The following is a 25,750-nucleotide window of genomic DNA, read 5'->3' on the forward strand; positions in this document are numbered from 1 at the left end:
CGGCGAGTCAGATGACGAAGTCGGTGTGTCCTTCGGCACACCGACCAGCCCGGGCCCTGCGCGCGCCAGGCGCAGCCAGAAGGGGGGCCGCCTGCGAGTGCCATGGCGAAGCCGGCTACACGGGTGGGCCAGATTCTTTGCTGGCCAGCATTCCCCAGAGGCCCCCACGCTGGCGCGAAATGCCAAGCGCGCAGCGCGATCCGGCAACTGTTTGCCGGGGGCGCCGTCCTAAAGTGACTGTGCCTGAAAACGCCGTCCGGCCCGTATGCGCGGCCGGCGTACGCCACCCCCTTGTTGGAGACACACCATGAACTTTCTCGACGGCCACCTGTTCCCCGAAAACCAGCAGCCCCTGATCATCACGGCCGCGCCCTATGCGCCGGGCTGGCTGCCTTCGGACTTCCCCGAAGACATTCCGGTCACCATGGAGGCGCAGATCCAGAAGGCCGTCGACTGCTACAACGCGGGCGCGACGGTATTGCACCTGCATGTGCGCGAAATGGACGGCAAGGGCTCCAAGCGCCTGTCCAAGTTCAACGAACTGATTGCCGGCGTGCGCCGGGCCGTGCCCGAGATGATCATCCAGGTCGGCGGCTCGATCAGCTTCGCGCCCGAGAACGAAGGCGAAATGGCCAAGTGGCTCAGCGACGATACGCGCCACATGCTCGCCGATCTCGACCCGGTTCCCGACCAGGTGACGGTCACGGTCAACACCTCGCAGATGAACGTCACCGACCAGGCCGAAGACGCCGACTTCCAGGGCACTTCGCGCGAGAACCCGGCGATCTTCAATGCCTACAAGGAGATGACCGTGCCCGCCCAGCCGGGCTGGGTCGAGGAGCATGTGCGCCGCCTGACCAAGGCCGGCATACAGAGCGCGTTCCAGTGCTACAACATCAACAGCTTCGAGTCGGTGGAGCGCCTGATGCGCCGCGGCTTCTACATGGGCCCGCTGGTGATGAACTGGGTGGCGATAGGTGGAGGCATGGACATGCCCAGCCTCTACAGCCTCGCCAACTTCGTGCGCGCCGTGCCCGATGGCGCTGTGCTGACCGTCGAAAGCAATGTGCGCAATGTGCTGCCCGTGAACATGATGGGCATTGCCGCGGGCCTGCATGTGCGCTGCGGCACCGAAGACTGCCTGTGGAACCAGGACCGCAGCGCCAAGGCCAGCACGGTCTCGCAGATCGAGCAGCTGGTGCGCATGTCGCTGGATTTCGGCCGGCCCATCGCCAGCGCGAAACAGGCGCGCGAAATCAGCAAGATCGGCGTGTTCTACGACACGGTCGAGCAGTCGCTGGCGGCCAACGGCTTCGCGCCCAACCGCAACGGCGGCAACCAGGGCTTTTTGCGCAAGACGGCCTGATACCACCATGAACACCCGAGATATCTACGTTGTCGGCACGGCCCGCACGGCCATAGGCACGTTCGGCGGCGGCCTCAAGGACGTGCCCACGACCCAGCTCGCGACCACCGTGGTCGCTGCCGCGATCGCGCGCTCCGGGCTCGACCCGCAGGCCGTGGGCCATGTGGTCATGGGCAATGTCATTCCCACCGAGACGCGCGACGCCTATCTGTCGCGTGTGGCGGCGATCGATGCGGGCTGCCCCATCGAGACGCCCGCGTTCAATGTCAACCGCCTGTGCGGCTCGGGCCTGCAGGCCATTGTTTCGGCGGCCAAGGCGATTGCGCTGGGCCACCCCGTGGGTGCCACGGGCGCGATCATCACCACCAAGGCGATCGCCGAACTGCAGCGCAGCGGCGGGCGCTATGCGCTGGTGACCATGTGCATCGGCGGCGGCCAGGGCATCGCGGCGATCTTCGAGCGCGTGTGAAAAAGGCCCCGCAAGGGGCTGGCGCAAAGCAGCAACGCCTGCCGGAAGTCTTTCCGGCAGGCGTTGTGCATTCCGGGGCGGCCTTGCAGCCGCCCGTTTTCATTCGGGCTGGTAGTGGATGGACTTGAGCAGCGCGGCCTGCTTGGCGGCGCCGTCCTTGAGGTCGGCGGTCATTTCGGCCGAGGTCAGCGGCAGCGGCGGCTCCATGCCCATGGCGCGGATCTGGGCCAGCACCGGCGCCTGTCTGAAATGCGCCACGGCCGCGTCGCGCAGCTTCTGCTGCACGGCCGGGGGCGCATCCGGATGCGACCAGACCGCGAACCAGCCGGCCTTGGCCATCTGCGGATAGCCCAGCTCGGTGAACGTGGGCACATTGGGCAGCTCGGACAGGCGCGTGGGGTAGACCACGGCGATAGGCGTGATCTTGCCCGACTTGATCAGCGGCAGCGAGGTGGCCAGGCCGTCGAACATCAGCGGCACATGGCCGCCCATCAGATCGATCAGCGCGGGCGGCGAGCCCTTGTAGCCTACATGGCGCATGTTCAGCCCGGCGAGCTGGCCCAGCTGCATTCCCGAAGTATGGCCCTTGAGCCCGGCCGAGTAGGACGCGAAGTCCAGCCCGTCCTTTTGCGCCTTGCCGTAGCTGATCAGCTCCTGCAGATTGGTGATGGGAACGGCCTTGTTCGCCACCAGCACCAGGCCGGTGCGCGTGAGCTGGGCCAGCGGCTTCAAGTCCTTGAACGGCTCGTAGCTGACCTTGTAGGCCAGCGGCGACTCGGTGACCGTGCCTTCCTGGATCACGAGAAAGGTATAGCCGTCGCGGCCCTTGGCCTTGAGCTCCTGGATGGCGATCGCGCCCGACGCGCCGGGCTTGGACTCGACGATCACGGCCTGGCCCAGGCTGTGCTGCAGGCCGTCGGCGAGCAGGCGCGCGAGCGCATCGGCCGTGCCGCCCGCGGGGCCGGCAACCAGCAGCCGCAGCGGTTTGGCGGGCCAGGGCGTCTGGGCCTGGGCGCCGCCCAAGGCGCTCAGACCGATGGCCAGGGCAAGCGCTATTGGATGCATCTTTGTTGAGGAACGTGGGGTCATGCTTTTGTCTCCTGGGGATTCAAGCGGGGAGGGGGGCGCTGGCCAGCAGCTGCTGCAGCAGTTCATGGGCCTGCGGCCAGTGGCCGTGGCCCGAAGCCGGATTCACATGGCCCAGCGGGCCGAGCTCCACCAGCGCGCTGCCCCAATCGCCGGCCAAAGCGCGCGTGCGCGCCAAGGCGGCCAGCGGGTCGTTGCTGCTGGCCGCGACCAGGCTGGGGAAGGGCAGGGGCCTGCGCGGCAGCGGCAGCCAGCCATTGCGCGCCAGCAGGTCCACGCCGGGATAGCCTTCGGGCATGGGCGTTTCCAGATCGGCGGGCGCGACCAGCAGCGCCGCCTGGATGCGCTGCAGGGTGCGGGGCGCGGCCTGCAGCGCCCAGTGCACGACCATCATGCAGCCCGCGCTGTGCGCGACCAGCACCACGGGGCCGGCGATGTGGTTCAGCGCCTGATCGATGGCCGCGACACGCGCCGCGCAGCTGAGCTTGTCGTGCTCCAGCGGCGCCACAATGCGCGCCTTGGGCAGTTCAGCGGCGAGCAGCGTCTGCCAGTGCGTTGCGACATGGTCGCGCAGGCCGGGAATGACGAGAAAAGTCGGGCTGGGGGTCATGGCGCGGCCCTGTCGGCAAGGCCGTTGGCGGAGCGCGCGCGGCGAAGAGTGTTCATGATTTTCGGGTCTCCCACTTAGAATGTTTCGATGACTTCAGTGTGTGAATTTTTGGTCCATTGCGCTTTGCATTCCGTGACGGCGGCTTGGCATTTCGCGCCAGGAAGTTCGTTCCCATGACATCGCTGGTGCGTGCCGCCTGCCTGACCAACTACCGTGAAGTGGCCCAGGCCTCGGGGCTGGATGCGGTGCGCATGCTGCTGGACGCCGATCTGAGTCCCGGCGTGCTCGACGAGCCCGATCTGATGATTCCGGTGGAACGCGTGGGCCGGCTGCTGCAGGCGTCGGCGACGCTGTCGGGCAACGAGAGTTTCGGCCTGTGCATGGCGCGTTCGCGCCTGCTGTCCAACCTGGGCGCGGTGGGCCTGCTGATGCGCGACCAGCAAAGCCTGCGCGAGGCGCTGAAGCTGCTGATGCGCTACCAGGCGTTCCTCAACGGCGCGCTCACGCTGTCCATAGAGGAAAGCGGCAACACCGTGGTGATACGCGAGCTGCTGATGGCGGGCAGCACCCACCAGCCCACGCGCCAGCGCGTGGAGCTGGCCCTGGGCGTGATGGTGCGCCTCATTCGCCAGCTGATAGGCCGCGACTGGCAGCCGCGGCGCGTGTGCTTCGAGCATTCGGCGCCGCGCGATCTGGGCGTGCATGCCCAGTTGCTGGGGCCGCATGTGGAGTTCGACTTCGAATTCAACTGCATTGTCTGCAGCCGCGCCGATCTCGATCAGCGCAACGAATTCGCCGATCCCGCGATGATCCGCTATGCGCAGCAGTTGCTCGACGCGCTGCACCAGCCCGGCGATGAAACCCTGCTCGACGCAGTGCGCCGCACCATGTTCCTGCTGCTGCCCAGCGGGCGCTGCAGCATGGAGAAAGTCAGCGAGCATCTGGGCCTGGTGCCGCGCACGCTGCAGCGCCGGCTCACGGACCAGGGCCAGAGCTTCTCGGCATTGATGAACGATATCCGCCAGCAGCAGGCGAGCCGCCATGTGGCGGACGCCAGCCGATCGCTGGGCGAAGTCGCGCAGTTGCTGGGCTTTGGCGCGCCCAGCAGTTTTTCGCGCTGGTACCAGCTGCAGTTCGGCGTGAGCGCCAAGGAAAGCCGGGCGCAGGCGCTCGCGGCCCAGCGCCGGCCCGGGCCCGCTTGAGCGCGGCGACTCACTGGGGCGTGGTGGGCATCTTGAGCTTGAGCAGAATCTGGCGGTTCTGCTCCACGGTGTCGGCCATCTGCTTTTGCAATTGCGCGAACGTGCTTTCGCGCGGCTGGTCATAGCCCTGGGCGGCCATGCGTTCGCGAAACCGCGGCGCGCGCATCACTTTTTCCATTTCGCGGCGTATGCGCTCGCCCATGGCCGGCGGCGTGCTGCTCAGAATGAACACGCCCACGCTGGCATCGGGCATCACCAGGTCGGCCATGCCCAGTTCGGCGAAGCTGGGCACATCGGGCAGGTGGGGCGAGCGCGTGGCCGAGACAATGCCCAGACCCTTGATCTTGCCGGCCTTGACCAGCGGCGCGACATTGCTGATCACGTCGAAGGTCAGCTGCACCTGGCCGCCCATCAAGTCGACGAGCACGGGCGCCGAGCCCTTGTAGGGCACGACCAGGATGTTGCGCCCGCTTTTCTCGCTGAGCAGATCGCCCAGCAGATTGGAGCGCGTGCCGGTGCTCATGTTGGCCACGCTGACCGTATTTCTGTTCCGGCGCGCATGCTCCAGGATTTCCTGCGGTTTGTTGGGCGCATAGCTGTTGCTCGCCACCAGCACATGGACCATGCTGGCCATGTCGGCCACATAGGTGAACGTCTTGTGCGGATCGAACGGCGTCTTGACCGAGAACGGGAAATCGGTCCAGACGCTCGACGGCGCGACCATCAAGGTGTAGCCGTCGGCGGGCGCGCCAATCATGGCGCGCTCGGCGATCACGGCCGAGCCGCCGGGCTTGTTGTCTATGATCACCGGCTGGCCCAGATGGTCGCGCAGCTGCTCGCCTATGAGGCGCGCCACGCCGTCGGTGATCGCGCCCGGCGGCGCGGGAACGATGATGCGTATCGGCTTGGTAGGCCATTCCTCGGCCGCGGCCCAGGACAGCGTCACGACGCAGGAAAGCAGGGCCAGCGCCAGGGCGCGCATTGCGCGCGGTGGCTTCAGGTAAAGGTATTCGCCATGCACAACTTCGGGTCCGCCGGTGGCGGCCCGATTCACGATTGCTGTCATTTTGTCTCCTGGGGTAGTGCCGTTGATGGACCGCTTCATGATCGCGATGCCCGGCCTTGCCCACTTGACGACCTGTGCCGCCGACTTCGCATTTCGCGACGCCCGCCCCCCGCGAAAACCCGAGGCGCGGCGGCGCCTAGCGCCTGGACTGCCAGCTGGTGACCGCGACCATGATGGTCGTGGTCATCAGAATGGTCACCACGCTCATCGCCATGCCCTGGCCCACCGAGCCCTGTTCGAACTGGCGCCAGATGAACAGCGACGTGGTCTGGATTCCCGTGGGCGCGAGCAGCAGCGAAGCCACGAGCTCGCGCGAAGCCACGGCGAACACCAGCAGCATCGAGGCCAGCAGGCTTGGCAGCATCAGCGGCAGCAGCACGCGCGTGAGCATCTTCAGCATGCTCGCGCCATGCACGCGCGCCGCGGCTTCCATGTTGTCGCCGATCTGCGCCAGCGCGGCCGTCGCATAGCGCACCGGGTAGGGAATCAGCAGGCAGCAATAGGCCAGCAGCAGAATGAGCCAGGTGTTGTACGGCGTCGCCGGCCAGAACGACTGGTTCCAGGCCAGGATCAGGCCCACGGCGACGACGATGCCCGGCAGGGTGTTGGGCATGATCGACAGCGCGTCCAGCAGCACGCGACCGCGTATCGAGGTCTTGACCACGCAGTACGCGACCAGCAGGCCCAGCACGCCCGTGACCAGGGCCGTTCCCAGGCCCAGCGCGGCGCTGGTGGTCAGCGCGCGCAAGGCGGTTTCGCCGCTGGAGAAGATCGCCGCGAAGTGGGCGAACGACAGGTTGTCCAGCGCCAGTCCGCCCGACAGCGTCTTCGAGCAGGCGGTGACGATGATCGCGGCCAGCGGCGTCAGCGTGGCGACCAGGGCCACGCCCGCGAACAAGGCCGTGACCGGCCATTGCCATGCGCCCAGCGCGCGCAGCGTGGTGTCGTTGGGCTTGCCCGTGGTGGTCTCGAACACCTGCTTGCCCAGCAAACGGCGCTGCAGCCAGAACGCGAGCATGGCCAGCAGCACCAGCACCACCGACAGTGTCGACGCGCCCGGCAGATCTATGGGCCAGTCGGAAAAGCGCCGCTCTATGCCCGTCACCAGCACGAAGAAGCCGGCGTTGGCGGCCAGCGCCGCGGGCGTGCCGTACTCTTCGATCGCCATCGCGAACACCAGCAGCAAGCTGGCGGCGATGCCCGGCAGGGCCAGGGGCAGGGTGATGCGGAAAAAGCACTTCCAGGGCCCGCCGCCGCACACGCGGCCCACGTCGGCCAGGCGCGAGCCTGTGCTGGCGAGGGTGCGCGAGACCGCGAAATAGACCACGGGAAAGACGTTGAGCGTCATCACGAAGACGACGCCGGCAAACGAGAACAGGAAAGGCGCGGCGTTGAGCCCGAACAGCTGCTGGGCGTAGCCGTTGGGCTGCAGCGTCATGATCCAGCCCAGCGCCGCGATGTAGGGCGGAATCATGAACGGGATCAGGAACAGCAGGTCCCACAGCGCGGCAAACGGCAGCCGGAACAGGCCGCGCAGCGCGCCCAGCGGAATGCCGATCAGCGCGCTCAGCAGCACCACGCAGGCGCCCAGGCGCAGCGTGTTGAGCGTCAGCTCCACCAGCGCGTCATCGCCGAACAAGGCGCGCAGATGTGAGAGCGGCGCGGCGAACGAGCCGTTGGCCAGCTCGGGGTAGATGGCTTGCAGCAGCACGAAGGCCAGCGGCAATGCCACCAGGCCCAGCAGCGCCGCCGTGGTGCCCGCGGCGATCGCCGGCAGGCCCAACTGGAGACGAGCCGCGGCCATTACCTGCGGCCGAACAGGGTGGAGAAGCGGTGCAGCAGGGCCGCGCGCGACGCGTAGTTCTCATTGCCTTGCGGCTCGGGCAGCAGCTTGATTTCCTTGAGCTTCATGCGCTTGGCGGCGACATCGTCGCGCGCCGGAATCAGATAGGCCTCGGCGACGCGCGCCTGGCCTTGGGGCGACAGCACGAAGTCGATGAACTTGCGCGCGTCGTACTGGGCCTTGGACGACTTGAGCACCATCATCGGCCGCGGCGCGACCACGGTGCCGCTCTTGGGGAAGATCACTTCTATGCTTTCGCCCTTGGCCTGGCTGCCCAGCGCGACGTAGTCGACGGCGCCGAACACCGCGGCCTTGGCGCCTTGCAGCACCGGGTTCATGGCCTGGGCGTTGGGCCCCGAAATCACCATGCCGTTGGCCTTGAGGCTGGCAAACAGCTCCCAGGCCTTGTCGCTCTGGCGCTTTTGCAGCGCCGACAGCAGGTCCAGCGACGCGCCCGACTGCGCGGGGTCGGGCATGGTGACCTTGTCCTTGAACGCGGGTGCGGTCAGGTCGCTCCAGTCGGTGGGGCGTGGCGTGCCGCTCTTGGTGTTCCAGACGATGGACAGCACCGACAGCCCCTGGGCCACGTAGTTGGGCTGGCGGTATTGCGGCGCGACTTTCTGGGCGTTGGCGCTGTCATGGGCCACGAGCATGCCGCGGCGGTCCAGGTCCTGGGCGCTGTCCCACGACGCCGAGATCACGACGTCGGCGCGCGGGTTGGTGGCTTCGGCCTGCAGGCGCGCCATGACCTTGCCGGTATCGGCCTGGAACACGTCGACGGCCACGCCGGTCTTGGCCTTGAAGTCGGCGGCCAGTGTGTCGATCAGCTTGCCCGGGCCGGCGCTGTAAATGGTCAGCGCGTGCGCTGCGGGCAGGGCGAACAGCGAGGCCGCGGCAAAGGCCAGGGCGCTCAGGGGACGGGTATTTTTCATGGGTGTTGTTTTGGTTCTTGAAAGACGCCGCGAAGGCGGCGTGGTGTCACGCAGCTGCAGACAGCTTCAGGCGGCTTCACGCGGCTTCATGCGGCTTTGGGCAGCCAGCGCAGCACGTCCCAGTCGAGGCACAGGTCGACGATGTCGTCGCTGGCCAGGCGCTGCGGCGTGGTGAAGCGCAAGCCCTTGCAGTCGGCGCCGGTTCTGACATCGGTGACGAAGCGGCCATGGCGATAGCGCTGGGCGACGACCTGGGCGCGCAGTTCGGCCTGCGGGTCCCGGCCCAGGCTCAGCGCCTGCTGCGGAATGAACAGGTGCGCGTGGTCGGCGCGCGCCAGCGCATTGGCCGCGACGCGCCAGGCCTGCGGAATGTCCTCGGCGTGCAGCACATTGCCCAGCTTGAGAAACTCGGCGACCAGCGCACTCTCGGGCGAATGCATCAGCTGCTCGGGTGTCGACAGCTGCTGTATGCGCCCGGCGTGCATCACCGCGACGATGTCGGCCAGCGCAAACGCCTCTTCCTGGTCATGGGTCACATAGACCGCGGTCGTTCCCATGCTGCGCAGCAGCAGGCCGATTTCGTGGCACAGGCTTTCGCGCAGATCGCGGTCCAGGTTCGACAGCGGCTCGTCGAACAGCAGCACCTGCGGTTCGGCGACGATGGCCCGGGCCAGCGCCACGCGCTGCTGTTGTCCGCCCGAAAGGCTCGACGGCTGGCGGTCGGCATAGCCCTTGAGCCCGACGATTTCGAGCGCGCGCTCCATGCGCTGCGCGCGCTCATTCTTCGCCACGCCGCGCATTTCCAGCGCGAACGCGACGTTCTTGCCCACGGTCATGTGCGGCCACAGCGCGTAGTCCTGGAACACCATGCCCAGGCCGCGCTTTTCCGGCGGCACGAACTGGCCGTCGCCCGCGACCACGGTGTCGCCCAGCCGTATGCGGCCGTGGCCTGGGGCCACGGGCGTCAGGCCGGCGAGCAGCTTGAGCAGCGTCGTCTTGCCGCAGCCCGAAGGGCCGAGCAAGGCCAGCACCTGGCCGGGCGCGAGCCGCAGATCGATGCGGTCGAGCACGGTATTGCTGGCGAAACGGTGCGTCAGGCCTTCGACCGCGATCGAAGTGCCCTTGGGCTCTTGTGATTCGCCCATGCGCATCAGAACGTGTGGCGGATGCCAGCCATGGTGCCGAACTGGTTCTTGCCCGCGGCCACATTGCTGTTGAAACCGTTCACGCCGAGCGTCTGGGCCTGGCTCGCGTTGTCCTTGTTCGAGGCGTACGAAGCGATCAGGTACAGGTCGGTGCGCTTGGACAGCGCGTACTTGGCCATGGCGATGACGGACGTCGGGTCCTGGTTGGAGTTCTTGCGGTCCGTGTGATAGAGCGAAGCGCTCAGCTGCAGCGGGCCCGTGATCTGGTAGCTGCCGCCTATCCAGACCATGTTGGTGCGCACATCGGCCACGCCCAGGGCTTGCTGCCTGCGCGTCAGATAGCCGCCCAGCACTTCGGCCTTGCCGAACTTGTAGCGCGCGCCCAGCGTCAGGTGCTTGTCGGCGTTGTCCTTGGTGGCCAGCGTCGTGCCCTGCTTCTGGTCGTACAGCGCGGCCATGCCGAAGCCTTCGCCGCGGTACTGCAAGCCCAGGCCGTACTGGCGGCCCACCTTGGCGCTGTCGGAGCTTTCCTGGCCGTTGTAGTTGGTGCTGTAGTACGTGGCCATCTCGACGGCGCCGAACTTCTGCGTGTACTTGATGGCGTTGTCCATGCGGTCGGAGAACGCACCGTCATGCACCTTGGCCGACCAGGTCGCGTTGTCCATGGTGTTGTACTTGCTCATCCACTCCAGCATCATGCTGTTCTGGCGGCCCAGGTACAGATTGCCCCACTGGCCTTGCAGACCGATCAAGGCCTGGCGGCCGAACATGCGGCCGCCTTGCAGCGAGGTGCCGGTGTCCAGGCCAATGCCGGCTTCCAGGATGAAGACGGCTTTCAGGCCGCCGCCCAGATCTTCATTGCCGCGAAAGCCCAGGCGCGAACCCGACAGGTTGCCCGAGCTCAGACGGGTCAGGGTGTTGTTGGCGTTGGCCGCGGAAGAGGCGTTGTTGATGATTTCAACGCCGTTGTCAGCGATGCCGTAGATGCTGACGTTGGACTGGGCGAAGACCTGGCCGGTCAGTGCGATGGACGCGACCGCGCCAGCGACCATGGCTGCTGTTTTTGCTTGCATTACCGATATCCCTCGAAAGCAAATGTTATGTTTAATAATTGATGGCGGCCACGTTGCCATGGCTTGCGCCAGCCGCTGGAGGGTGCGGGTCGGATTTGTCCTACACCCAGCAGCAAGGGCGAAGGTTAGGAGTCGAATGTTGCGCTGGCGTGACATCGGCATAGGTACTTGCCGCAGCCGGCGCGCGGCGAGGGCCGGTGACGGGAACGGCGCAGCCGCAGACATTCAAGCCCGGCGGCGTGAGCGCCCAGGGTCGGCCTGGATTTTTTTAGCCGCTAAAACGCCGCAGCCGCGCGGCAGTGCGCAAGAAAGTCGCTCGCGCCGCGGCCCAGCTTCTTTTCCCGGTGCAGCACGATGGCCAGTTTGCGTCTGGCCTTGGGCAGGTGGGTCGCAAGCTCGATCAGGTGGCCGTCGGCAATGCTCTGCTCCACGGCATGGCGCGAGAGACAGCCCAGGCCGTCGCTGGCCGCGACCACGCGCTTGATCGCTTCATTGCTGCCCAGCTCGAAACCTATGCGCACCTGTTCGAGGTGGCCCAGCAGCCATTCGTCGGTGACCTGGCGCGTGCCCGACCCGTGCTCGCGCACCACCCAGGTCGCCTGGGACAGCTGCTGCGGCGTCGCACACTGCTGTGCCAGCGCATGGCCGGGTGCGGCGATGACCACGATTTCGTCATGGCCCCAGGACTGCATGACCAGGTCGGGGTGCGTTTGCGAGCCTTCGACGAAACCGATGTCCACATCCATCGCCGCGACCGCGTCCAGGACTTCGCTGGTGTTGCCTATGCGCAGCTGGATCAGGCTGCGCGGGTGCAGCTGGGTCCAGCGCGAGACCAGGCCGGGCAGCAGGTATTCGCCAATCGTGAAGCTGGCGCCAACGCGCAAGGTCGCGGCGTGTTCGCCCAGGAACAGGTCCTGCGCCTCGAACGCCTGGTCGACGATTGCCTGGGCCCGGGGCAGCAGCGCGCGCCCGTTCTCGTTGAGCTGCAGCCGCCGGCCTATGCGATCGAACAGCTCGCAGCCCAGCGCGGCTTCGAGTTCGGCCAGCGCCGTGCTGGCCGCGGATTGCGAGCGCGCCACGCGGTCGGCCGCGGCGCGCGTGCTGCCGCCGCGCGCCGTGGCTAGGAAGACTTCGAGCTGCCGCAGGTTCAGGCGCAGGCGTTGAAGCGCTGGTTGAGTGGTTTTATCGATCATTGTGAGTGAAATTATCTGATTTTTTTCCTTATGAGATTTTCGTATTATCAAATGCAGAAAAGGTCTGAAGCCTTCGATACCCCCCGTTTGGAAGAGACTCCACGTGCCCAATTTCCTGTCCACCCGCCTGTCCACCCGCCTGTCAGCCGACCCCGCCCAGCCTGAAGGTGCGCTGCAGCGACTGCTGCAATGCCTGCCCGGAACGGCCTTGTCCGCGGTCATCGCCATGGCCGCGACGCTGGTGTCGCACTTGCATGGCGGCCCGCAGCTGCTGTATGCGCTGTTCTTCGGCGTGGCGTTTCACTACCTGAGCGCCGACGCCAAGACCCGGCCCGGCATCGAGTTCTGTGCGCGCACCGTGCTGCGCCTGGGCGTAGGCCTGCTGGGCGCGCGCATCACGGCGAGCCAGATCGTGGGCCTGGGCTGGAGCACGGCGGCGATCGTGATCGTGGCCGTGGTGAGCACGCTGCTGTGCGGCGTGTTCCTGGGCCGGCGCCTGGGCCTGAACCGCGCGCAGTCGGTGCTGTCGGGCGGCGCGGTGGCGATCTGCGGCGCGTCGGCCGCGCTGGCGATCTCGGCCGTGCTGCCGCGCAACAAGGACAGCGAACGCTTCACGCTGATGGTGGTCGTCACGGTGACCGTGCTGTCCACCGTCGCTATGGTCGTCTATCCGCTGATCGCGCGCCTGCTGCAGCTGCCGCCCGAACTGGCCGGATTGTTCCTGGGCGGCACCATTCATGATGTCGCCCAGGTGGTGGGCGCGGGCTTCATGCTGGGCCAGGAAACCGGTGACTACGCGACCATCGTCAAGCTGTTTCGCGTGTCCATGCTGGCCGTGGTGGTGGTGGTCGTGGCCTCGCTGTTCAAGCGCCAGCGCGCGCCAGAGGGCGCGGCCGGCGAGGGCGCGGCCGGCGCCCAGCCCAGGCAGGCGCTGGTGCCCTGGTTTCTGTGGGTCTTCGTGGTGCTGGTGATCGTCAATTCGGTGGGCGCGGTGCCGGTCGAGATCCAGGCCGGCCTGAGCGATGTTTCGCGCGGCTGCCTGGTCGTGGCGATTGCGGCGCTGGGCATGAAGACTTCATTCAAGCAACTGGCGCGCGCCGGCTGGCGGCCGTTTGCGCTGCTGCTGGTCGAAACGCTGTGGATGGCCGGCTTTGTGCTCGCCGCCATCCTCTTGCGGGGCTAGGGCGCTGCGCCTTGGCGCCGTTCCTTGGCAAACCAGCTGCCCGAGGCGACGGACCAGAAAATGATCAGCCCGTAGGCGGCCATGGCCGCGGCGCCGAAGGCGAAGAAGGTCGTGAGCGATCCCGTCGCAACCAGTGCGGCCCAGCCCAGACCCGCGTACAGGCCCAGGCGCAGCGCTCCGGCCAGCAGCGGCCACTTCAGCCGGCCCGCGCCCTGCGAGGCGAAGTACAGCGCGATGCCCATCGCAAAGAAGCCATAGAACGGCCCGGCAATGCGCAGGTATTGCGCGCCGGTCTCCAGCATGCGCTCGTCGCTGCCGAACAGCCGCAGCCAGGTCTCGGGCCACAGCGCGGCCGTCAGGCCCACGGTCTCGCCGATGGCGAAAGCGATGGCGCCGCCGAACAGCGCGATGCGCCGCGCGCGTTCGGGCTGGCCCGCGCCGATGTTGGCGCCGACCAGCGCGACCATGGGCGCGCCCAGGCCGAAAGCGATCGGAATCAGCAGATATTCGAGCCGCGCGGCCGTCGCATAGCCGGCCAGCGCCTCGGAGCCCGCATGCGCGCCCACGATAGCGGCCGTCGAGGCAATCAAGCCGTTGGTCAGCAGCGGGTTGATGCAGGCCAGGCCGCCCACGGTGAGAATGTTGCGCATGGGCGCCCAATGCACGGGCCCGGCGTGCAGTTTCGCGGCGTTGCGCCCGCTGGCGCAATACCAGGCCAGCACCAGGGTGCCGATCGCGTAATAGGCGACCAGCGCCCAGGCGCCGCCGACGACGCCCAGCGCCGGAATCGGCCCGAAACCAAAGATCAGCGCCGGGCAGATGGGAATCAGCAGCAGCGCGCCGCCGCAGATCACCGCGCCGGGAACCAGCATATTGCCCGTGCCGCGCACCACGCTGGCCAGCGCGTTCATGGCCCACATCAGCACCAGTGCGGCGAACACCACATGGCCATATTCCTGGGCCACGGCCAGCGCCGCGCCGCGGGCGCCCAGCAGATGGAACAGCGGCCCGCTCAAACCCAGCAGCAGCAGCGTGAACACCAGGCCCACGCCGGCGCTGAGCACCAGCGCATGGCGTGCCAGCGAATCGGCCAGCGCCGCATGGCCAGAGCCCAGCGCGCGCGCCACCGCGGCCGAGATGCCGCCGCCCAGCGCGCCCTGCGACATGTTCTGCATCAGCATCAGCACCGGCACCACCACGGCGACGCCGGCCAGCACATCGGTGCCCAGCTTGGCCAGGAACCACATCTCGATCAGGCCGGTCGATGCCTGGGCCAGCATCATCAGCATATTGGGCCAACTCATGCGCAGAATCGTCGGCAGGATGGGGTCTTGCAGCATGGCGCGCACGCGCGGGCTGGCTGGCGGCATGCGCGGCGCCATCACCTGATCGACATTCATGGATTGCCTTCTCGATAAATTTGCATATGCAACAATTGCAGGTGCAATATATCACGCGAAGGCCGGCGCTGCGCCGAGCCCGGGCGCCGTACGCGCGCTGCAGGCAGCGCGCGCCGCGCGGCTTACTTGACCGCGGCGATCGCGTCCAGCGTCTTCTGGCCGAACTTGGTCGCGAACTGCTTGTAGGCCGGGGCCAGCGCGGCGCGGAAGGCCGCCTGGTCGACGCTGGTAGTCACCTGCACGCCATGGCTCTTGATTTCTTCCACCGCGCTTTTCTCGATGTCGTCGACGAACTTGCGCGAGGCCAGGCTGCCGGCGCGCGCGCCATCGGCAAACGCCTTCTTCTGCGCGTCATTGAGGCCGGACCATACCGAGGGCGAGACGATCAGCACCATGGGCGCGTAGACATGGCTGGTCAGCGACAGGTACTTCTGCACTTGCCAGAGCTTGGCGGAGGTGAATACCGACACCGGGTTCTCCTGGCCGTCTATCGTGCCCTGCTGCAGCGCGCCAATGACTTCGGGCCAGGACATGGGCGTGGGCGACATGCCCAGCTGGCGGAAGGCCGTGATGTGCGTCTGGTTCTCGGTCACGCGGATCTTCAGGCCCTGGGCATCGGCGGGCTTGACCACCGCGCGCTTGTTGTTGCTCAGGTGGCGAAAGCCCTGTTCGCCCCAGGCCAGCGCGATCAGGCCGCGCGCGCGGAACTTGGCCAGCAGGTCTTCGCCTATCTTGCCGTCGAGCACGGCGCGCGCATGGGCGGTGTCGCGAAACAGGAAAGGCACGTCCATCACGCCGGCGTCGGGCACGAAGTTGCTCACGGCGCCGTTGGAGACCACCACGGCCTCCACGGTGCCCAGCGTCAGGCCTTCGATCAGTTCACGCTCGCCGCCCAGCGCGCTGGACGCGAAATGCTTGAACTTGAAGGCGTTGTTGGTGGACTTTTCCACCGCGTCGGCCCAGGCCAGCGCGCCCGCGCCGAAGTGCGAGTTCTGCGCCAGCGCATAGCCGATCTTGATTTCGCGCGCCTGCTGCGCGCCTACCTGGGCGCAAAGTCCCAGGCCGGTGGCTGCGGCGAGAGCGAGGGCGGAACGGCGGGTGATGCTCATGGATGTCTCCTGGTTATTGATGTGTTGGGGCGCGGATGCGCGTGCGACCAATGGTCTCTCATGCCGCTCGAAGATAAACCGGCTGGACGCAAAAATTCCCTTCAATGGGGGATTTTTCCAACAGCGCCGTCAAATTAAAAAAGCCCCATGACCGAGGCCATGGGGCTCAACGCAATGAAATTAAATCGCTGATCTATCAGAAAGCGTGGCGAATGCCCACTTCCGCGCCGGTGGACTTGCCGCCAGCGGCCAGGCCGGGAGCGCCGCCGGGAACGCTGAAGGTCGCGCCGCCCTTGTTGCGGATGTACGAAGCGGTGCTATAGAGGGCCGTGCGCTTCGACAGATTGTGGATGTAGCCGATCGAGTACTTGTCGGCGTCGCTGCGGTTGAATGCCGCGTTGCCTTTGCGCGAGTCCGTGCGCACATACGAGCCGCGGATCTGGTGCGCACCGATGGGCGCGGTGAAGCCCAGCAGGACGCGGTCTTCGCTGCCGGCGGTGGTCGTGCCGTAGGTGCCGAATGGCAGCTCTTCACGCTGATAGAAGCCCATCAGGCGCACCACGCCCAGATCGTAGGCGGCGCCCAGACCGATCTGCTTGAACTTGTCGCCGGCGGCGTTCAGGAAGGTCTCGCCGTACGAAGCGGAGAGGTTCAACGGGCCGTTGTCATAGACCAGGCGTGCCGCGGCATGGCGGCCTGCCTTGGTCGAGACGCTTTCGTCGGGCGCGTACATCACTTCCAGTTGCGCGCCGCCGAAGGAGGGCGTGAAGTACTGGATGGCGTTGTCATGGCGATAGTACGAAGCGAAGGTGCCGGGCATGCGGCTCGACACATTGGAGCCGGCGACGCCGACCACGCCGAACGGATCGAACTTGACGACGTTCTGGCTCGCGGGGGAGAAATCGCGGCCCAGACGCACTTCACCGAAACCGCCCATCAGGCTGACGGTCGAACGGCGCTGGAAGAACTTGCCGGTGGCGCTGGTGTTGCCGGTGTCGGCCAGCACGTCCGATTCCAGCCAGAAGCCGGCCTTGAGGCCGCCGCCCAGATCCTCGACACCGCGGAATCCCAGACGACCCGTGGACAGGCCGCCGCTGTTCATCGTCACATTGCTGGGCAGATCGCTGTTCTTCACATAGCGCACGTTGGCATCCACGATACCGAACAGGGTGACGTTCGACTGCGCGTAGGCACCAGCGCTGACAAAAACGGCTGCCAGTGCAGCGGCATAGGTGGGGCGAAGTTTCATTTCGAATCCTTGGGGTTTAAAGATGATTAATAGATGTATTCGAGACATCAGCCGCAATCCTAGGCAGCAACTGCAGGAAAAAATGGCGCTGATCCCTATCGGGCCACCCTTCGCAAGCCATATGCGCGAATCACGCCGCATTTCGTCAAGAGAAAGCAACGGCAGGCGCATCGGCCGCATGAAATCAGTAGCTGTCAAAAAAGTGACAAAAAATTAATACTGATGTCATTTGAGTCGTTTCAGCGCAAAGCTAGACTGTGCGCGTAAAGCACCATGCCTGCGTGCTTGGCTCAACCGAAAATACTAATGAGACGAGAAAATATTCGACTGAGAGCGCTTGCAAGAGCTGGAGATCTGGATGCGAAAGTGAAGCTGGGGGGCTTCTATTTGCAAGGCGTGATCGACTTTCCGAGGAATATAAAGCTTGCTCTCGAATATCTTTGCGCGCCCGCACTGAGGTACCGGGGCGACGTGGCGGTGCTGATCTGTTCGCATCTGGATATTCTCGAGATCCTGGAATATTCCCAGGTGGAGAATCTCAGAAAGGCCGCGGCCTTTGACAATTCCGCGCGCATCAAACTCATCACGCTGCTGATCATCAGGAGAAACCTTGAAGAACTGGCGTTCTGGGTCGGCAAGAATGATTCCGTTCTTTGCCAGGAAACCAAGAAGCTACTGTCCGACGCGGCTGGCGCCGACATGGCGCAGGCCCTGGTCAAGATCGCGCAAAAGCACAATATTTCAGCGCTCGAAATCATTGCTGCCGAAGCCCGGTCGGCGCTCAGCGACGGCTACTACTGCCGCGCGGAAGATGCCTTGAGCCTGGTGGCGCCTGACTCCTCAGACATTCCCAGCGCCATTTATGACGCGATTGCGAAAATCGTCACGGTGGCCGAGGAAAGCGGCAAGACGCTGCAAATGATTCCCGCCGCCTTGATAGAGTCCAGCCTGGAGCACTCGGCCGCCTCGAGCAACAAGAATTCCTGCTATCTGCTGGGCAGAATGCTGGCCGGACTCAAGACCGAATTCATGGGCCCATCCGGTGCGTCCAGATCCGTCAACCTGCGCAAGGCCATCGCGCTGCTGCTCAAGGCCGCCGACAAGGGGCGCTCGGAAGCCTGGATGGATCTGTTCTACCTGTGCTCGGATTACCGCAGTTCGGTGGGCAACCCGTCGATGGCGCGGTTCTTCCTGGAAAAGGCGTCGTTCGCGGGCATTGCCGAGGCCAAGCGCCGCCTGGGCGCCTTGACGCTCAAGGAAGCCAAAAGCATAGAACATATGGAAGAAGGGCTGTCGCTGCTCTATGAGTCCAGCATCACGGGCGACAGCCTTGCCAACGGAATCATCAAGACCCTGGTGCTGGATGTGAACGGCTGCGAGGAAGAGGCCGATTCGGGCATAGAGGAAGTGCAGCAGATCGCACCCCTGCTGGCCACGCGGCTGCGGCTGGCGCGGCACTTCGGCCTGACCAAGTTGGAAGCGCTCTCGATCAACCCCTCGACGGCGATTCGTCCCTGGGGACTGGTGGTGGAGCGAAATCTGCATATCCGCAAGGGCAATCTGTCCGAGCCGCGCGCCGTACCCGCTGCCTCCAGGAAAGCCATAGAGACCATTCGCAATGCCGCCATGGAGTTTGCCCCGCACGGTGAAATCGCCGATTTGCTCGAAGGTTCTCTGCGCGCCAGGGCCTTGAAGCAAAGACGGGTCTTTCAAAAAATCAACTTGCAGGAAGACCTGTTCTTTTCACAAGCGAATTCATATCAGCGCGATGCGTTGAGAATAGGAGCGCGCTGGGCGCAGCATCAGAAAAAATTCCTGGACCAGGCACTGGCCTGAGATCGGAGATTCCACGGAAATAGAATATGGAAATTCTCATCGTTGACCAGGATTCGATTTTTGCGAAGCGTCTGAAGAAAAAGCTTTTGGGCATAGGCCGAAAATCGGATGTGTTCGAATGCTGTGAGCGCGCCATCGAACCCGCTTTGCGCCGCGGTTATGAGTTGCTGATCATCAATGTGGAAAATACCGGGGATCAAGGGTCTAAATTCATAGAGCGATTCAACCAGGCCAAAACCACCCCGGTCATTGTTGTGTCGGAAAATGGCGAAGTGGAAACCAAGATCCATTATTTGAGAATCGGCGCTGTCGATTATGTGGTGAAACCCGTGGATTTCGAGGAGCTGCTGGCGCGCGTGAATCTGCAGCTGCGAAAGAGCGTTCCGCAGGCGACTTTCACGTCAAAGCTGATATTTGATGATCTGACGATACACCTGTCCGACAGCAGCGTGGAGCGCGGCGGACGGTTCATCAATCTGACCAAGCAGGAGTTCGCCACCTTGCTGTATCTCGCGCGTCACCAGGGCAAGCCCGTGAGCCGCGAGAAGCTGTTCGAGCATGTGTGGGGCAGCAAGAATCTGCAGCAGGCCAACCTGGTCAATGTGGCGGTAGGGCGGTTGCGCCGGAAGATCGACGATGCCTTCGAAAAGAAGTTTCTGCACACCGTGCATGGCGTGGGCTATGTGGCGGAATACCGCGACTGAACGGGGGCATCAGGGCCGCGGGGCGCGCATCGCGCCCCGGCGGCATGTCACCAGCGCACGCCGAACGCGCTTTCGAGCTCCGCGACCTGGTCGGGCGTCAGCGGGGCCGGCGGCGTCTTGAGCATCAGCCACAGCCGCGCGGTCTCCTCGAGTTCTTCGAGCGCATGGCTGGCGCGCGTCACGCTGTCGGCCCAGACCACGGGGCCCAGGCGTTCGAGCAGCACGCCGCGCACTTCGCCGGCGATCGCCGCCACCTGTTCGGCGACGCTTGCAGCACCGGGACGCGCATAGGGAATCAAGGGCACGCGGCCTATCTTCATCACCTGGTAGGGCGTGATCGGCGGCAGCACCGCGTCAGGCGCGGCGACGCCGGCCAGCGTCAGCGCGACCAGGTGCGTGGAATGGGTGTGCAGCACGCAGCGCGCCTGGGCGTTGCGCGCGTAGATGCCGCGGTGCAGGGCCAATGTCTTCGACGGCTTGTCGCCCGAAATCCATTCGTTGTCGGCGTTGACCTTGGCCAGGCGCGCGGGGTCTAGCCTGCCCAGGCAGGCGTCGGTGGGCGTGATCAGCCAGCCGTCGGCCAGGCGCGCGCTGATGTTGCCCGCGGTGCCGGTGGTGTAGCCGCGCGCATGCAGGCTCGCGCCGACTTCGCAGATTTCCTCGCGCAGCCGCGCCTCGTCGTGCGCTGCGGTACTCACGCGCCGGCTCCATCAAGGTGCTTGAGCGCCTTGTCGAAGAAGTCTTCGCTGCCGAAGTTGCCCGACTTGAGCACCACGGCCAGCGGCTTGTCGTCGCCCAGCGATTGGGTTTCGGGCACGCCGGGATCGATCTGCCGGCCTATGCGCAGCGCCTGCAGTTGCAGCGCCTGTATCACCGCGCCCGACGTTTCGCCGCCCGCCACCACGAAGCGGCGCGTGCCGCCGGCGCGCAGCCGCGCCGCGACCTGGCCCAGCGCATCCTCGATCAGCGCACCGGCGCGCGCCACGCCGAGTTCGGCCTGCACGCGGCGCACTTCGTCGGGGCTGCTGGTGGCGTAGATCAGCGCGGTCTCGCCCACGCTGGCCAGGGCCAGCGCGGCGGCGACCACATCTTCGCCGCGCGCCAGCGCCAGCGGGTCTATGCGGTAGGCGGGGCGGCCGCTGCGCAGCCAGGCCGCGACCTGGCCGTTGGTGGCGGTGGAGGCGCTGCCCGACAGCACGACGGCGGGGCCGTCGATGCGCGCCAGTTGTGCGGCGTCGCTGCCCCGCAGCTTGCCCAGGCGGCGGAAGTTCGCGGGCAGGCCCTGGGCCACGCCCGAGCCGCCGGTGATGAGCTGGGCGTCGGCGCAGGCTTCACCCAGCGTCACGAGATCGGCGTCGCTGATCGCATCGGCGATCGCAAGACGCACGCCCTGGGCGCGCAGCGCGGCGATGCGTTCGCGCACGCCGGCCGCACCCTGGGCCACGGCGGGCTGGGCGATCAGGCCGACCTTGGCCTGGCTTTGCGACTGCAGCACGCGCACCAGATCGGGGTCGCGCATGGGCGTGAGCGGGTGGTTTTCCATGCCCGACTCATTGAGCAGGCGCTGGTTGACGAACAGGTGGCCCTGGTAGACGGTGCGGCCGGCGCCGGGGAAGGCCGGGCAGGCGATGGCGAAGTCCGTGCCCAGCGCTTCTTGCAGCGCTTCGGCCACGGGGCCGATGTTGCCTGCGGCCGTCGAATCGAAAGTCGAGCAGTACTTGAAGAAGAACTGCGTGCAGCCCTGGGCCTGCAGCCAGCGCAGCGCTTCGAGGCTCTGGGCCACGGCCTGCTCCACGGGCGCGGTGCGCGACTTGAGCGCGATGACGATGGCGTCGGCATCGAGCGACGCGGCCAGCCCGGCCGAAGGCACGCCTATGGTTTGCACCGTGCGCATGCCGCCGCGCACAAGGATGTTGGCCAGGTCGGTGGCGCCGGTGAAATCGTCGGCAATGCAACCGAGCAAGGGAGGAAGCTTGTTCATAGGTCTTGTGAAAGTGTGAATAAATGGTACGCGACTTCACAAATTTGAACAACCAAGGGGAATCCCTGTGATTTTGTGTGAGGTTTTGTGAATAATAGAGCCAAGCGCTGCCCTCACTGCAATGGACCACCTATGAATTTTGAACTGCTGTTCGCCGACCAACCCGAGCGCAAAGTGCGCTACACCCTCACTGGCGCCAAGGGCGGCTTCGCCCGTACGCTGCTCGCGCAGACGCGCCTGATGCCGCGGCTGATCCCGGCCGGGCTGTGCGACCTCGATGTTCCGGGTCTGCGTGCAATGTGTGAAGAATTGGGATTTCCCGCGCAGCAGCTGCGCGAATGCCATAGCGCGGCCGAGATCGCCGCGCTGCCCGCCGATGCGATCGCGCTGGTCGCCGACGCCGGCCTGCTGCGCGAAGTGGCGCACGACATCCTGGTCGAAGCCACGGGCAATCCCAAGGTCGGTTACCGCGTGGCCTGCGAAGCCATCGAAGCCGGCCGCCATGTGGCCATGGTCAGCAAGGAAGTCGATACCGTCGCCGGCGTGACCATGTCGCGCCTGGCCGCGGCCAAGGGCGTGGTCTACACCACGGCCGATGGCGACCAGCCCGCCAATCTGATCGGCTGGGTCAGCTGGGCGCGCACGCTGGGCCTGGAAATCATCGCCGCGGGCAAGTCGGGCGAATACGACCTGGTGTTCGATCCGCGCAGCGGCCAGGTGCGCCAGCTCGACGAGACGCGCGCGATTCCCGAAATGGCCGAGCTGCTGACGCTGGGCGACGACATTCCCGCGACGCTGGCCGCGCGCCGCGCCGCGCTCAAGGGCTGGAAGACCAGTGCCACCGCCGATTACTGCGAAATGGCCGTGGTCGCCTCGAACACCGGCCTGGTGGCCGATGTCGAAGCCATGCATTACCCCGTGGCGCGCACCGCGGAACTCGCCGACATCTACGCGCTGCGCGAAGACGGCGGCATTATCCACAAGCCCGGCGTGATCGACGTGTTCAACGTGCTGCGCCTGCCCGACGAAGCGAGCTTCGGCGGCGGCGTGTTCGTGATCGTGCGCACCGGCGACGGCCCCACCTGGCAGCTGCTGGCGCAAAAGGGCCATGTGGTGAGCCGCAACGGCCGCTACGCCTGCATGTACCTGCCGTACCACTTCATGGGCGTGGAAACGCCGATCAGCCTGCTCAACGCCGTGCTGCACAACCGCGCTTCGGGCAGCGACCGCCCGGCCCAGCACGCCATTCTGGCGGGCCGCGCCATCGAGAACATTCCCGCGGGCACGGTGCTGCGCATGGGCGGCCACCACCATGACGTGACCGGCGTCGCTCCCGTGCTGCTGGCGCGCGAGCAGGCGCCGGCCGATGTGGCGCCGCTGTACCTGGCCGCGCATGCGACCACGGCGCGCGAAATCCGCGCGGGCGAGCTGATCACCCTGGACGACATCGCGGGCGACGATCCCGCGCTGCGCGCCGCCTGGCTCGCCGGGCTGCAACACTGAGTCTCGACCGGGAGTAGGCAATGAACGACCTCATCGACAATGCCAGCGGCCGGGCCGCGGGGCTGATTCCCGAGCAGCGGCGCGAGATGATCGTGCGCCAATTGCGCAAGCACCAGGTGCTGAGCGTGCACCAGCTCACGGAGCTGCTGGGCTGCTCGCACATGACCGTGCGCCGCGATGTCGCCGCGCTGGAGGAAAAAGGCCGGGTCTATGCGATCGCGGGCGGCGTGCGCATTGCCAGCCACCAGATCGTCGAGCCCAGCCACCAGGCCAAGTCGGTGACCGAGCAGGCCGAAAAACGCGGCATCGCGGCCCAGGTCGCGCGCCTGCTCAAGCCGGGCATGACGGTCTACCTCGACGCGGGCACGACCACGGCCTGCCTGATTCCGCAGATCGTCGCGCTGGCCGACATGACGGTGATCACCAACGATTTCCATGTCGCGCTGTCGCTGGGCGACGCGCCCCATGTCACGGTGCTGCACACCGGCGGCGTTCTCGACCACCGCAACGGCTCGAGCATTGGCCCGCTGGCCGCGGCCACGCTGCGCCAGCTGGTCGCCGATATCTCGTTTCTCTCGGCCAGCGCCTGGGATCTGGAGCGCGGCGTGACCACGCCCTCGGCGCCCAAGGTCGAAGTCAAGCGCGCGGCGATGGCGATTGCCTCGCAGCGCGTGCTGCTCGCGACCGGCGCGAAATACGGCACCTACGGCACCTACCGCGTCGCAGGCCTCGACGAGTTCGATCTCGTGGTCACCGACGACACGCTGTCCGAAGCCGCGGTGCAGCGCATGCGCGAAACCGGGCTGGAGCTCGAAGTCGCGACCGCCTTGCCGAATGCCCCAGCGCAGCCGAACTAATCAGTTTCATCAAAAAAAATTGGAGACAAAGCCATGGCTTTTCGCATCAAGTTTTCCGCTTTCGCCGTCGCGGCGTTGTGCGCCGCGCCACTGCTGGCCGCGGCCCAGCCCAACTGGCCGACCAAGCCCGTGACCATCGTCGTCGCCTATCCCGCGGGCGGCGCGGCCGACATGCTCGCGCGCCTGGTCGCGCCCAAGATGGCGACCGTGCTGGGCCAGTCGGTGGTGATAGAGAACCGCGGCGGCGCCGCGGGCCAGATCGGCGCGGGCTATGTCGCCCAGGCCAAGCCCGATGGCTACACCATCCTGGTCGACGGCGGCGGCTACGCCATCAACCCCACGCTGTTCCCCAAGCTGCCTTACGACCCGGCCAAGGCGTTCACGCCGCTGGGCATTCTGGGCGTGTTCCCGCTGGTGCTGACCGTCTCGCCCAACTACAGCGCCAAGAACACGGCCGAGCTGGTGCAGACCGCGCGCTCGGCGCCCGACGCGGTGTCGTATGCCTCGCCTGGCACGGGCTCGACCCAACATCTCGCGACCGAGCAGTTCCTGCAGCAGGCCAAGGCGAAGATGGTGCACATTCCCTACAAGGGCGGCAGCCCGGCCATGGCCGACGTGATGGGCGGCCATGTGCCGGTCTATGTCGCCAACATCGGCTCGTCGCTGTCCAACATCAAGGCCAACAAGCTGCGCCCGCTGGCCGTGATGGCCGCGCGCCGTTCGGCCTTGCTGCCTGATGTGCCTACGCTGGCCGAAGCCGGCGTGCCCAATGCCGAAGCCTACGAGTGGAACGGCATGTTCATGCCCGCGGGCGTGCCGCCCGCGGTCGCGGCCAAGCTGGCCGAAGCGCTCAAGGTCGCGCTCGACGCGCCCGATGTGAAGGAGCGCATCACCAGCGTGGGCGGCGAGCCGTTCACCGGCAGCAATGCCGAAGTGAAGAAGTTCATCGACCTGCAGACCCAGCGCATGGGCAAGGTGATGCGCGACGGCAATATCAAGGCCGAATAAGGCAGGGCGCCCGGGTTTTTAGAGCGGCGAACACGACCCAGCAAATCGAAGATTTGCGGTTGAGGCTAGGCGCGTTGCCGTAGACAGTGCGAGTAGCACGGCAAGGCAACGCAACGACGTCTCAAGGGTTGTGTTCGCCGCTCTTAGCCGCTAAAAATCCCGGGGCGCGAACCTGGGCAGCTGCCGCAACTGATCCGGCCGCAGCCCTTCGCGGTCCATCACCGCCGGAACGAGGAAGTCGCGCCAGCGCTGTTCGAAGGCCTCGACTTGCCGCAGATAACGCCCATGGCGCGCGGCGTCGGTGCCGGCCAGTCGCTCGCCGAACAGCACCAGCGCCAGCCCGGGCGACAGCCACGACCATTGCGCCACGATGCGCGCCTGTTCGGCCCGCGCTTCGCTGAACTCCACGGTCCAGGGTTCCAGCGCCAGATCCTGGTCCAGAACGCGCGGCACAAAGCTCGCGGGCCAGACCGCGGGCAGCTGCGCCGCAATTTCCGGGTGCGCTTCGTACCAGGCCTGGGCCAGTGGCTGTTCGTTGTCTTCGGCCGCGTGCTGGGCCGCGCGCAGCGCGACGATGAACTCCAGCCGCGAAGGCAGGGGCGCCTGCTTTTGCGCCAGCAGCACCAGGCCTGCGGGCAGGGCGAAAGTCAGCGCCAGCCAGATGCCCAGCGCCGCGAGCATGCTGGCCGCACCCGAGATCGGCGCGCACGACAGCAGGCCGCCCAGCAGCACCCATGCCGCGCAGAACGCGGCCAGCGCGCCCGCCCATTGCAGCAGCACCCAGGCGCTGGCGCCCGGGTCCAGCAGCAGCGCGGGCAAGGTCGCGAGCACTGCCACGGCCCATAGCGCGAGCAGCCGCCAGCCCAGTGCCGCGGCAAGAATGGGCGCCAGGCCATGGCGCGACTGCACGCGCAGCAATCCCATGCGGCCCTGTT

At 66.2% G+C, this 25,750-nt stretch carries 22 protein-coding genes and 1 pseudogene; 9 read left to right on the top strand and 14 right to left on the bottom strand.

Annotated elements, in window-relative coordinates; translation table 11 throughout:
- Positions 1 to 307: 307 nt before the first annotated feature.
- Both KHY18_RS22175 and KHY18_RS22180 read left to right on the top strand, forming a co-directional pair.
- Positions 308 to 1,366, top strand: a complete 1,059-nt coding sequence (locus tag KHY18_RS22175; RefSeq protein WP_213305047.1) for a beta-keto acid cleavage family enzyme — start codon at positions 308 to 310, stop codon at positions 1,364 to 1,366.
- A gap of 7 nt (positions 1,367 to 1,373) precedes the next feature.
- Positions 1,374 to 1,832: pseudogene (locus KHY18_RS22180) on the top strand (thiolase family protein); the annotation flags it as partial.
- Between the two features lie 102 nt (positions 1,833 to 1,934).
- Here the strand turns inward: KHY18_RS22180 and KHY18_RS22185 are convergent.
- Positions 1,935 to 2,924, bottom strand: a complete 990-nt coding sequence (locus KHY18_RS22185) for a Bug family tripartite tricarboxylate transporter substrate binding protein (RefSeq protein WP_213305052.1) — start codon at positions 2,922 to 2,924, stop codon at positions 1,935 to 1,937.
- A 19-nt stretch (positions 2,925 to 2,943) separates the two neighbouring features.
- A complete protein-coding gene (locus KHY18_RS22190) occupies positions 2,944 to 3,531 on the bottom strand; it encodes an RBBP9/YdeN family alpha/beta hydrolase (RefSeq protein ID WP_213305056.1) in 588 nt (195 codons plus the stop codon).
- A gap of 173 nt (positions 3,532 to 3,704) precedes the next feature.
- Here KHY18_RS22190 and KHY18_RS22195 point away from each other — a divergent pair, with 173 nt between their 5' ends.
- Positions 3,705 to 4,733 carry an AraC family transcriptional regulator gene (locus KHY18_RS22195; RefSeq protein ID WP_213305057.1) on the top strand — a complete coding sequence of 343 codons (1,029 nt, stop codon included), beginning with the start codon at positions 3,705 to 3,707 and terminating at the stop codon, positions 4,731 to 4,733.
- Between the two features lie 10 nt (positions 4,734 to 4,743).
- Here KHY18_RS22195 and KHY18_RS22200 read toward each other — a convergent pair whose 3' ends face one another.
- The 6 genes from KHY18_RS22200 to KHY18_RS22225 all read right to left on the bottom strand — a co-directional run bounded on the left by KHY18_RS22200 (position 4,744) and on the right by KHY18_RS22225 (position 11,985).
- Positions 4,744 to 5,799, bottom strand: a complete 1,056-nt coding sequence (locus KHY18_RS22200) for a Bug family tripartite tricarboxylate transporter substrate binding protein (RefSeq protein ID WP_249729310.1) — start codon at positions 5,797 to 5,799, stop codon at positions 4,744 to 4,746.
- A gap of 136 nt (positions 5,800 to 5,935) precedes the next feature.
- The gene (locus KHY18_RS22205) at positions 5,936 to 7,603 is read right to left on the bottom strand and encodes an ABC transporter permease (protein ID WP_213305059.1); all 1,668 of its coding nucleotides are present in this window, start codon (positions 7,601 to 7,603) and stop codon (positions 5,936 to 5,938) included.
- Positions 7,603 to 8,574 carry an ABC transporter substrate-binding protein gene (locus KHY18_RS22210; protein WP_213305061.1) on the bottom strand — a complete coding sequence of 324 codons (972 nt, stop codon included), beginning with the start codon at positions 8,572 to 8,574 and terminating at the stop codon, positions 7,603 to 7,605. The genes KHY18_RS22205 and KHY18_RS22210 overlap by 1 nt, the downstream gene beginning before the upstream one ends.
- Before the next feature lie 86 nt (positions 8,575 to 8,660).
- Entirely contained in the window at positions 8,661 to 9,719 is a 1,059-nt protein-coding gene (locus KHY18_RS22215; protein WP_213305063.1) for an ABC transporter ATP-binding protein, read from the bottom strand.
- A gap of 5 nt (positions 9,720 to 9,724) precedes the next feature.
- On the bottom strand, positions 9,725 to 10,792 hold the full coding sequence (locus KHY18_RS22220; protein ID WP_213305065.1) for a porin: 1,068 nt from the start codon (positions 10,790 to 10,792) through the stop codon (positions 9,725 to 9,727).
- A gap of 275 nt (positions 10,793 to 11,067) precedes the next feature.
- On the bottom strand, positions 11,068 to 11,985 hold the full coding sequence (locus KHY18_RS22225) for a LysR family transcriptional regulator (RefSeq protein ID WP_213305067.1): 918 nt from the start codon (positions 11,983 to 11,985) through the stop codon (positions 11,068 to 11,070).
- Between the two features lie 139 nt (positions 11,986 to 12,124).
- On the opposite strand from KHY18_RS22225, the gene KHY18_RS22230 reads away from it, so the two are divergent.
- Positions 12,125 to 13,168, top strand: a complete 1,044-nt coding sequence (locus tag KHY18_RS22230) for a YeiH family protein (protein WP_283771357.1) — start codon at positions 12,125 to 12,127, stop codon at positions 13,166 to 13,168.
- Here KHY18_RS22230 and KHY18_RS22235 read toward each other — a convergent pair.
- The 3 genes from KHY18_RS22235 to KHY18_RS22245 all read right to left on the bottom strand — a co-directional run bounded on the left by KHY18_RS22235 (position 13,165) and on the right by KHY18_RS22245 (position 16,926).
- Positions 13,165 to 14,568 (bottom strand): MATE family efflux transporter, encoded by a 1,404-nt coding sequence (locus KHY18_RS22235; RefSeq protein ID WP_249729311.1) that lies wholly within the window; start codon positions 14,566 to 14,568, stop codon positions 13,165 to 13,167. The two genes, KHY18_RS22230 and KHY18_RS22235, sit on opposite strands and share 4 nt — an antisense overlap.
- Positions 14,569 to 14,690: 122 nt before the next feature.
- The gene (locus KHY18_RS22240) at positions 14,691 to 15,677 is read right to left on the bottom strand and encodes a TRAP transporter substrate-binding protein (RefSeq protein ID WP_213305070.1); all 987 of its coding nucleotides are present in this window, start codon (positions 15,675 to 15,677) and stop codon (positions 14,691 to 14,693) included.
- A gap of 196 nt (positions 15,678 to 15,873) precedes the next feature.
- Complete coding sequence (locus KHY18_RS22245) at positions 15,874 to 16,926, bottom strand: porin (protein ID WP_213305073.1); 1,053 nt, start codon at positions 16,924 to 16,926, stop codon at positions 15,874 to 15,876.
- Between the two features lie 285 nt (positions 16,927 to 17,211).
- Between KHY18_RS22245 and KHY18_RS22250 the strand changes: the two genes are divergently transcribed.
- Positions 17,212 to 18,762, top strand: coding sequence for an SEL1-like repeat protein (locus KHY18_RS22250; protein ID WP_213305077.1), 1,551 nt, complete (start codon positions 17,212 to 17,214; stop codon positions 18,760 to 18,762).
- A 26-nt stretch (positions 18,763 to 18,788) separates the two neighbouring features.
- Positions 18,789 to 19,466: a response regulator transcription factor gene (locus KHY18_RS22255; protein ID WP_213305080.1), complete on the top strand. Its 678-nt coding sequence runs from the start codon at positions 18,789 to 18,791 to the stop codon at positions 19,464 to 19,466.
- Positions 19,467 to 19,513: 47 nt separating this feature from the next.
- Here KHY18_RS22255 and otnC read toward each other — a convergent pair whose 3' ends face one another.
- Together otnC and otnK are read right to left on the bottom strand one after the other, a co-directional pair.
- A complete protein-coding gene (otnC, locus tag KHY18_RS22260; RefSeq protein WP_213305083.1) occupies positions 19,514 to 20,164 on the bottom strand; it encodes a 3-oxo-tetronate 4-phosphate decarboxylase in 651 nt (216 codons plus the stop codon).
- Positions 20,161 to 21,447, bottom strand: a complete 1,287-nt coding sequence (otnK, locus tag KHY18_RS22265) for a 3-oxo-tetronate kinase (protein WP_213305086.1) — start codon at positions 21,445 to 21,447, stop codon at positions 20,161 to 20,163. The genes otnC and otnK overlap by 4 nt, the downstream gene beginning before the upstream one ends.
- A 132-nt stretch (positions 21,448 to 21,579) precedes the next feature.
- Here otnK and KHY18_RS22270 point away from each other — a divergent pair, with 132 nt between their 5' ends.
- The 3 genes from KHY18_RS22270 to KHY18_RS22280 are packed head-to-tail and all read left to right on the top strand — an operon-like array spanning position 21,580 to position 24,815.
- A complete protein-coding gene (locus KHY18_RS22270; protein ID WP_213305089.1) occupies positions 21,580 to 22,950 on the top strand; it encodes a homoserine dehydrogenase in 1,371 nt (456 codons plus the stop codon).
- A gap of 20 nt (positions 22,951 to 22,970) precedes the next feature.
- Positions 22,971 to 23,807, top strand: a complete 837-nt coding sequence (locus tag KHY18_RS22275) for a DeoR/GlpR family DNA-binding transcription regulator (protein WP_213305092.1) — start codon at positions 22,971 to 22,973, stop codon at positions 23,805 to 23,807.
- 33 nt (positions 23,808 to 23,840) lie between these two features.
- Positions 23,841 to 24,815 carry a tripartite tricarboxylate transporter substrate binding protein gene (locus KHY18_RS22280; RefSeq protein ID WP_213305095.1) on the top strand — a complete coding sequence of 325 codons (975 nt, stop codon included), beginning with the start codon at positions 23,841 to 23,843 and terminating at the stop codon, positions 24,813 to 24,815.
- Positions 24,816 to 24,965: 150 nt separating this feature from the next.
- Here KHY18_RS22280 and KHY18_RS22285 read toward each other — a convergent pair.
- Positions 24,966 to 25,750 (bottom strand): DUF3526 domain-containing protein (locus tag KHY18_RS22285; protein WP_213305098.1); only part of this gene is annotated, 785 nt, incomplete at its 5' end.

The sequence above is a fragment of the Acidovorax sp. CCYZU-2555 genome (assembly GCF_018413525.1).
Lineage (GTDB): Bacteria > Pseudomonadota > Gammaproteobacteria > Burkholderiales > Burkholderiaceae_C > Comamonas.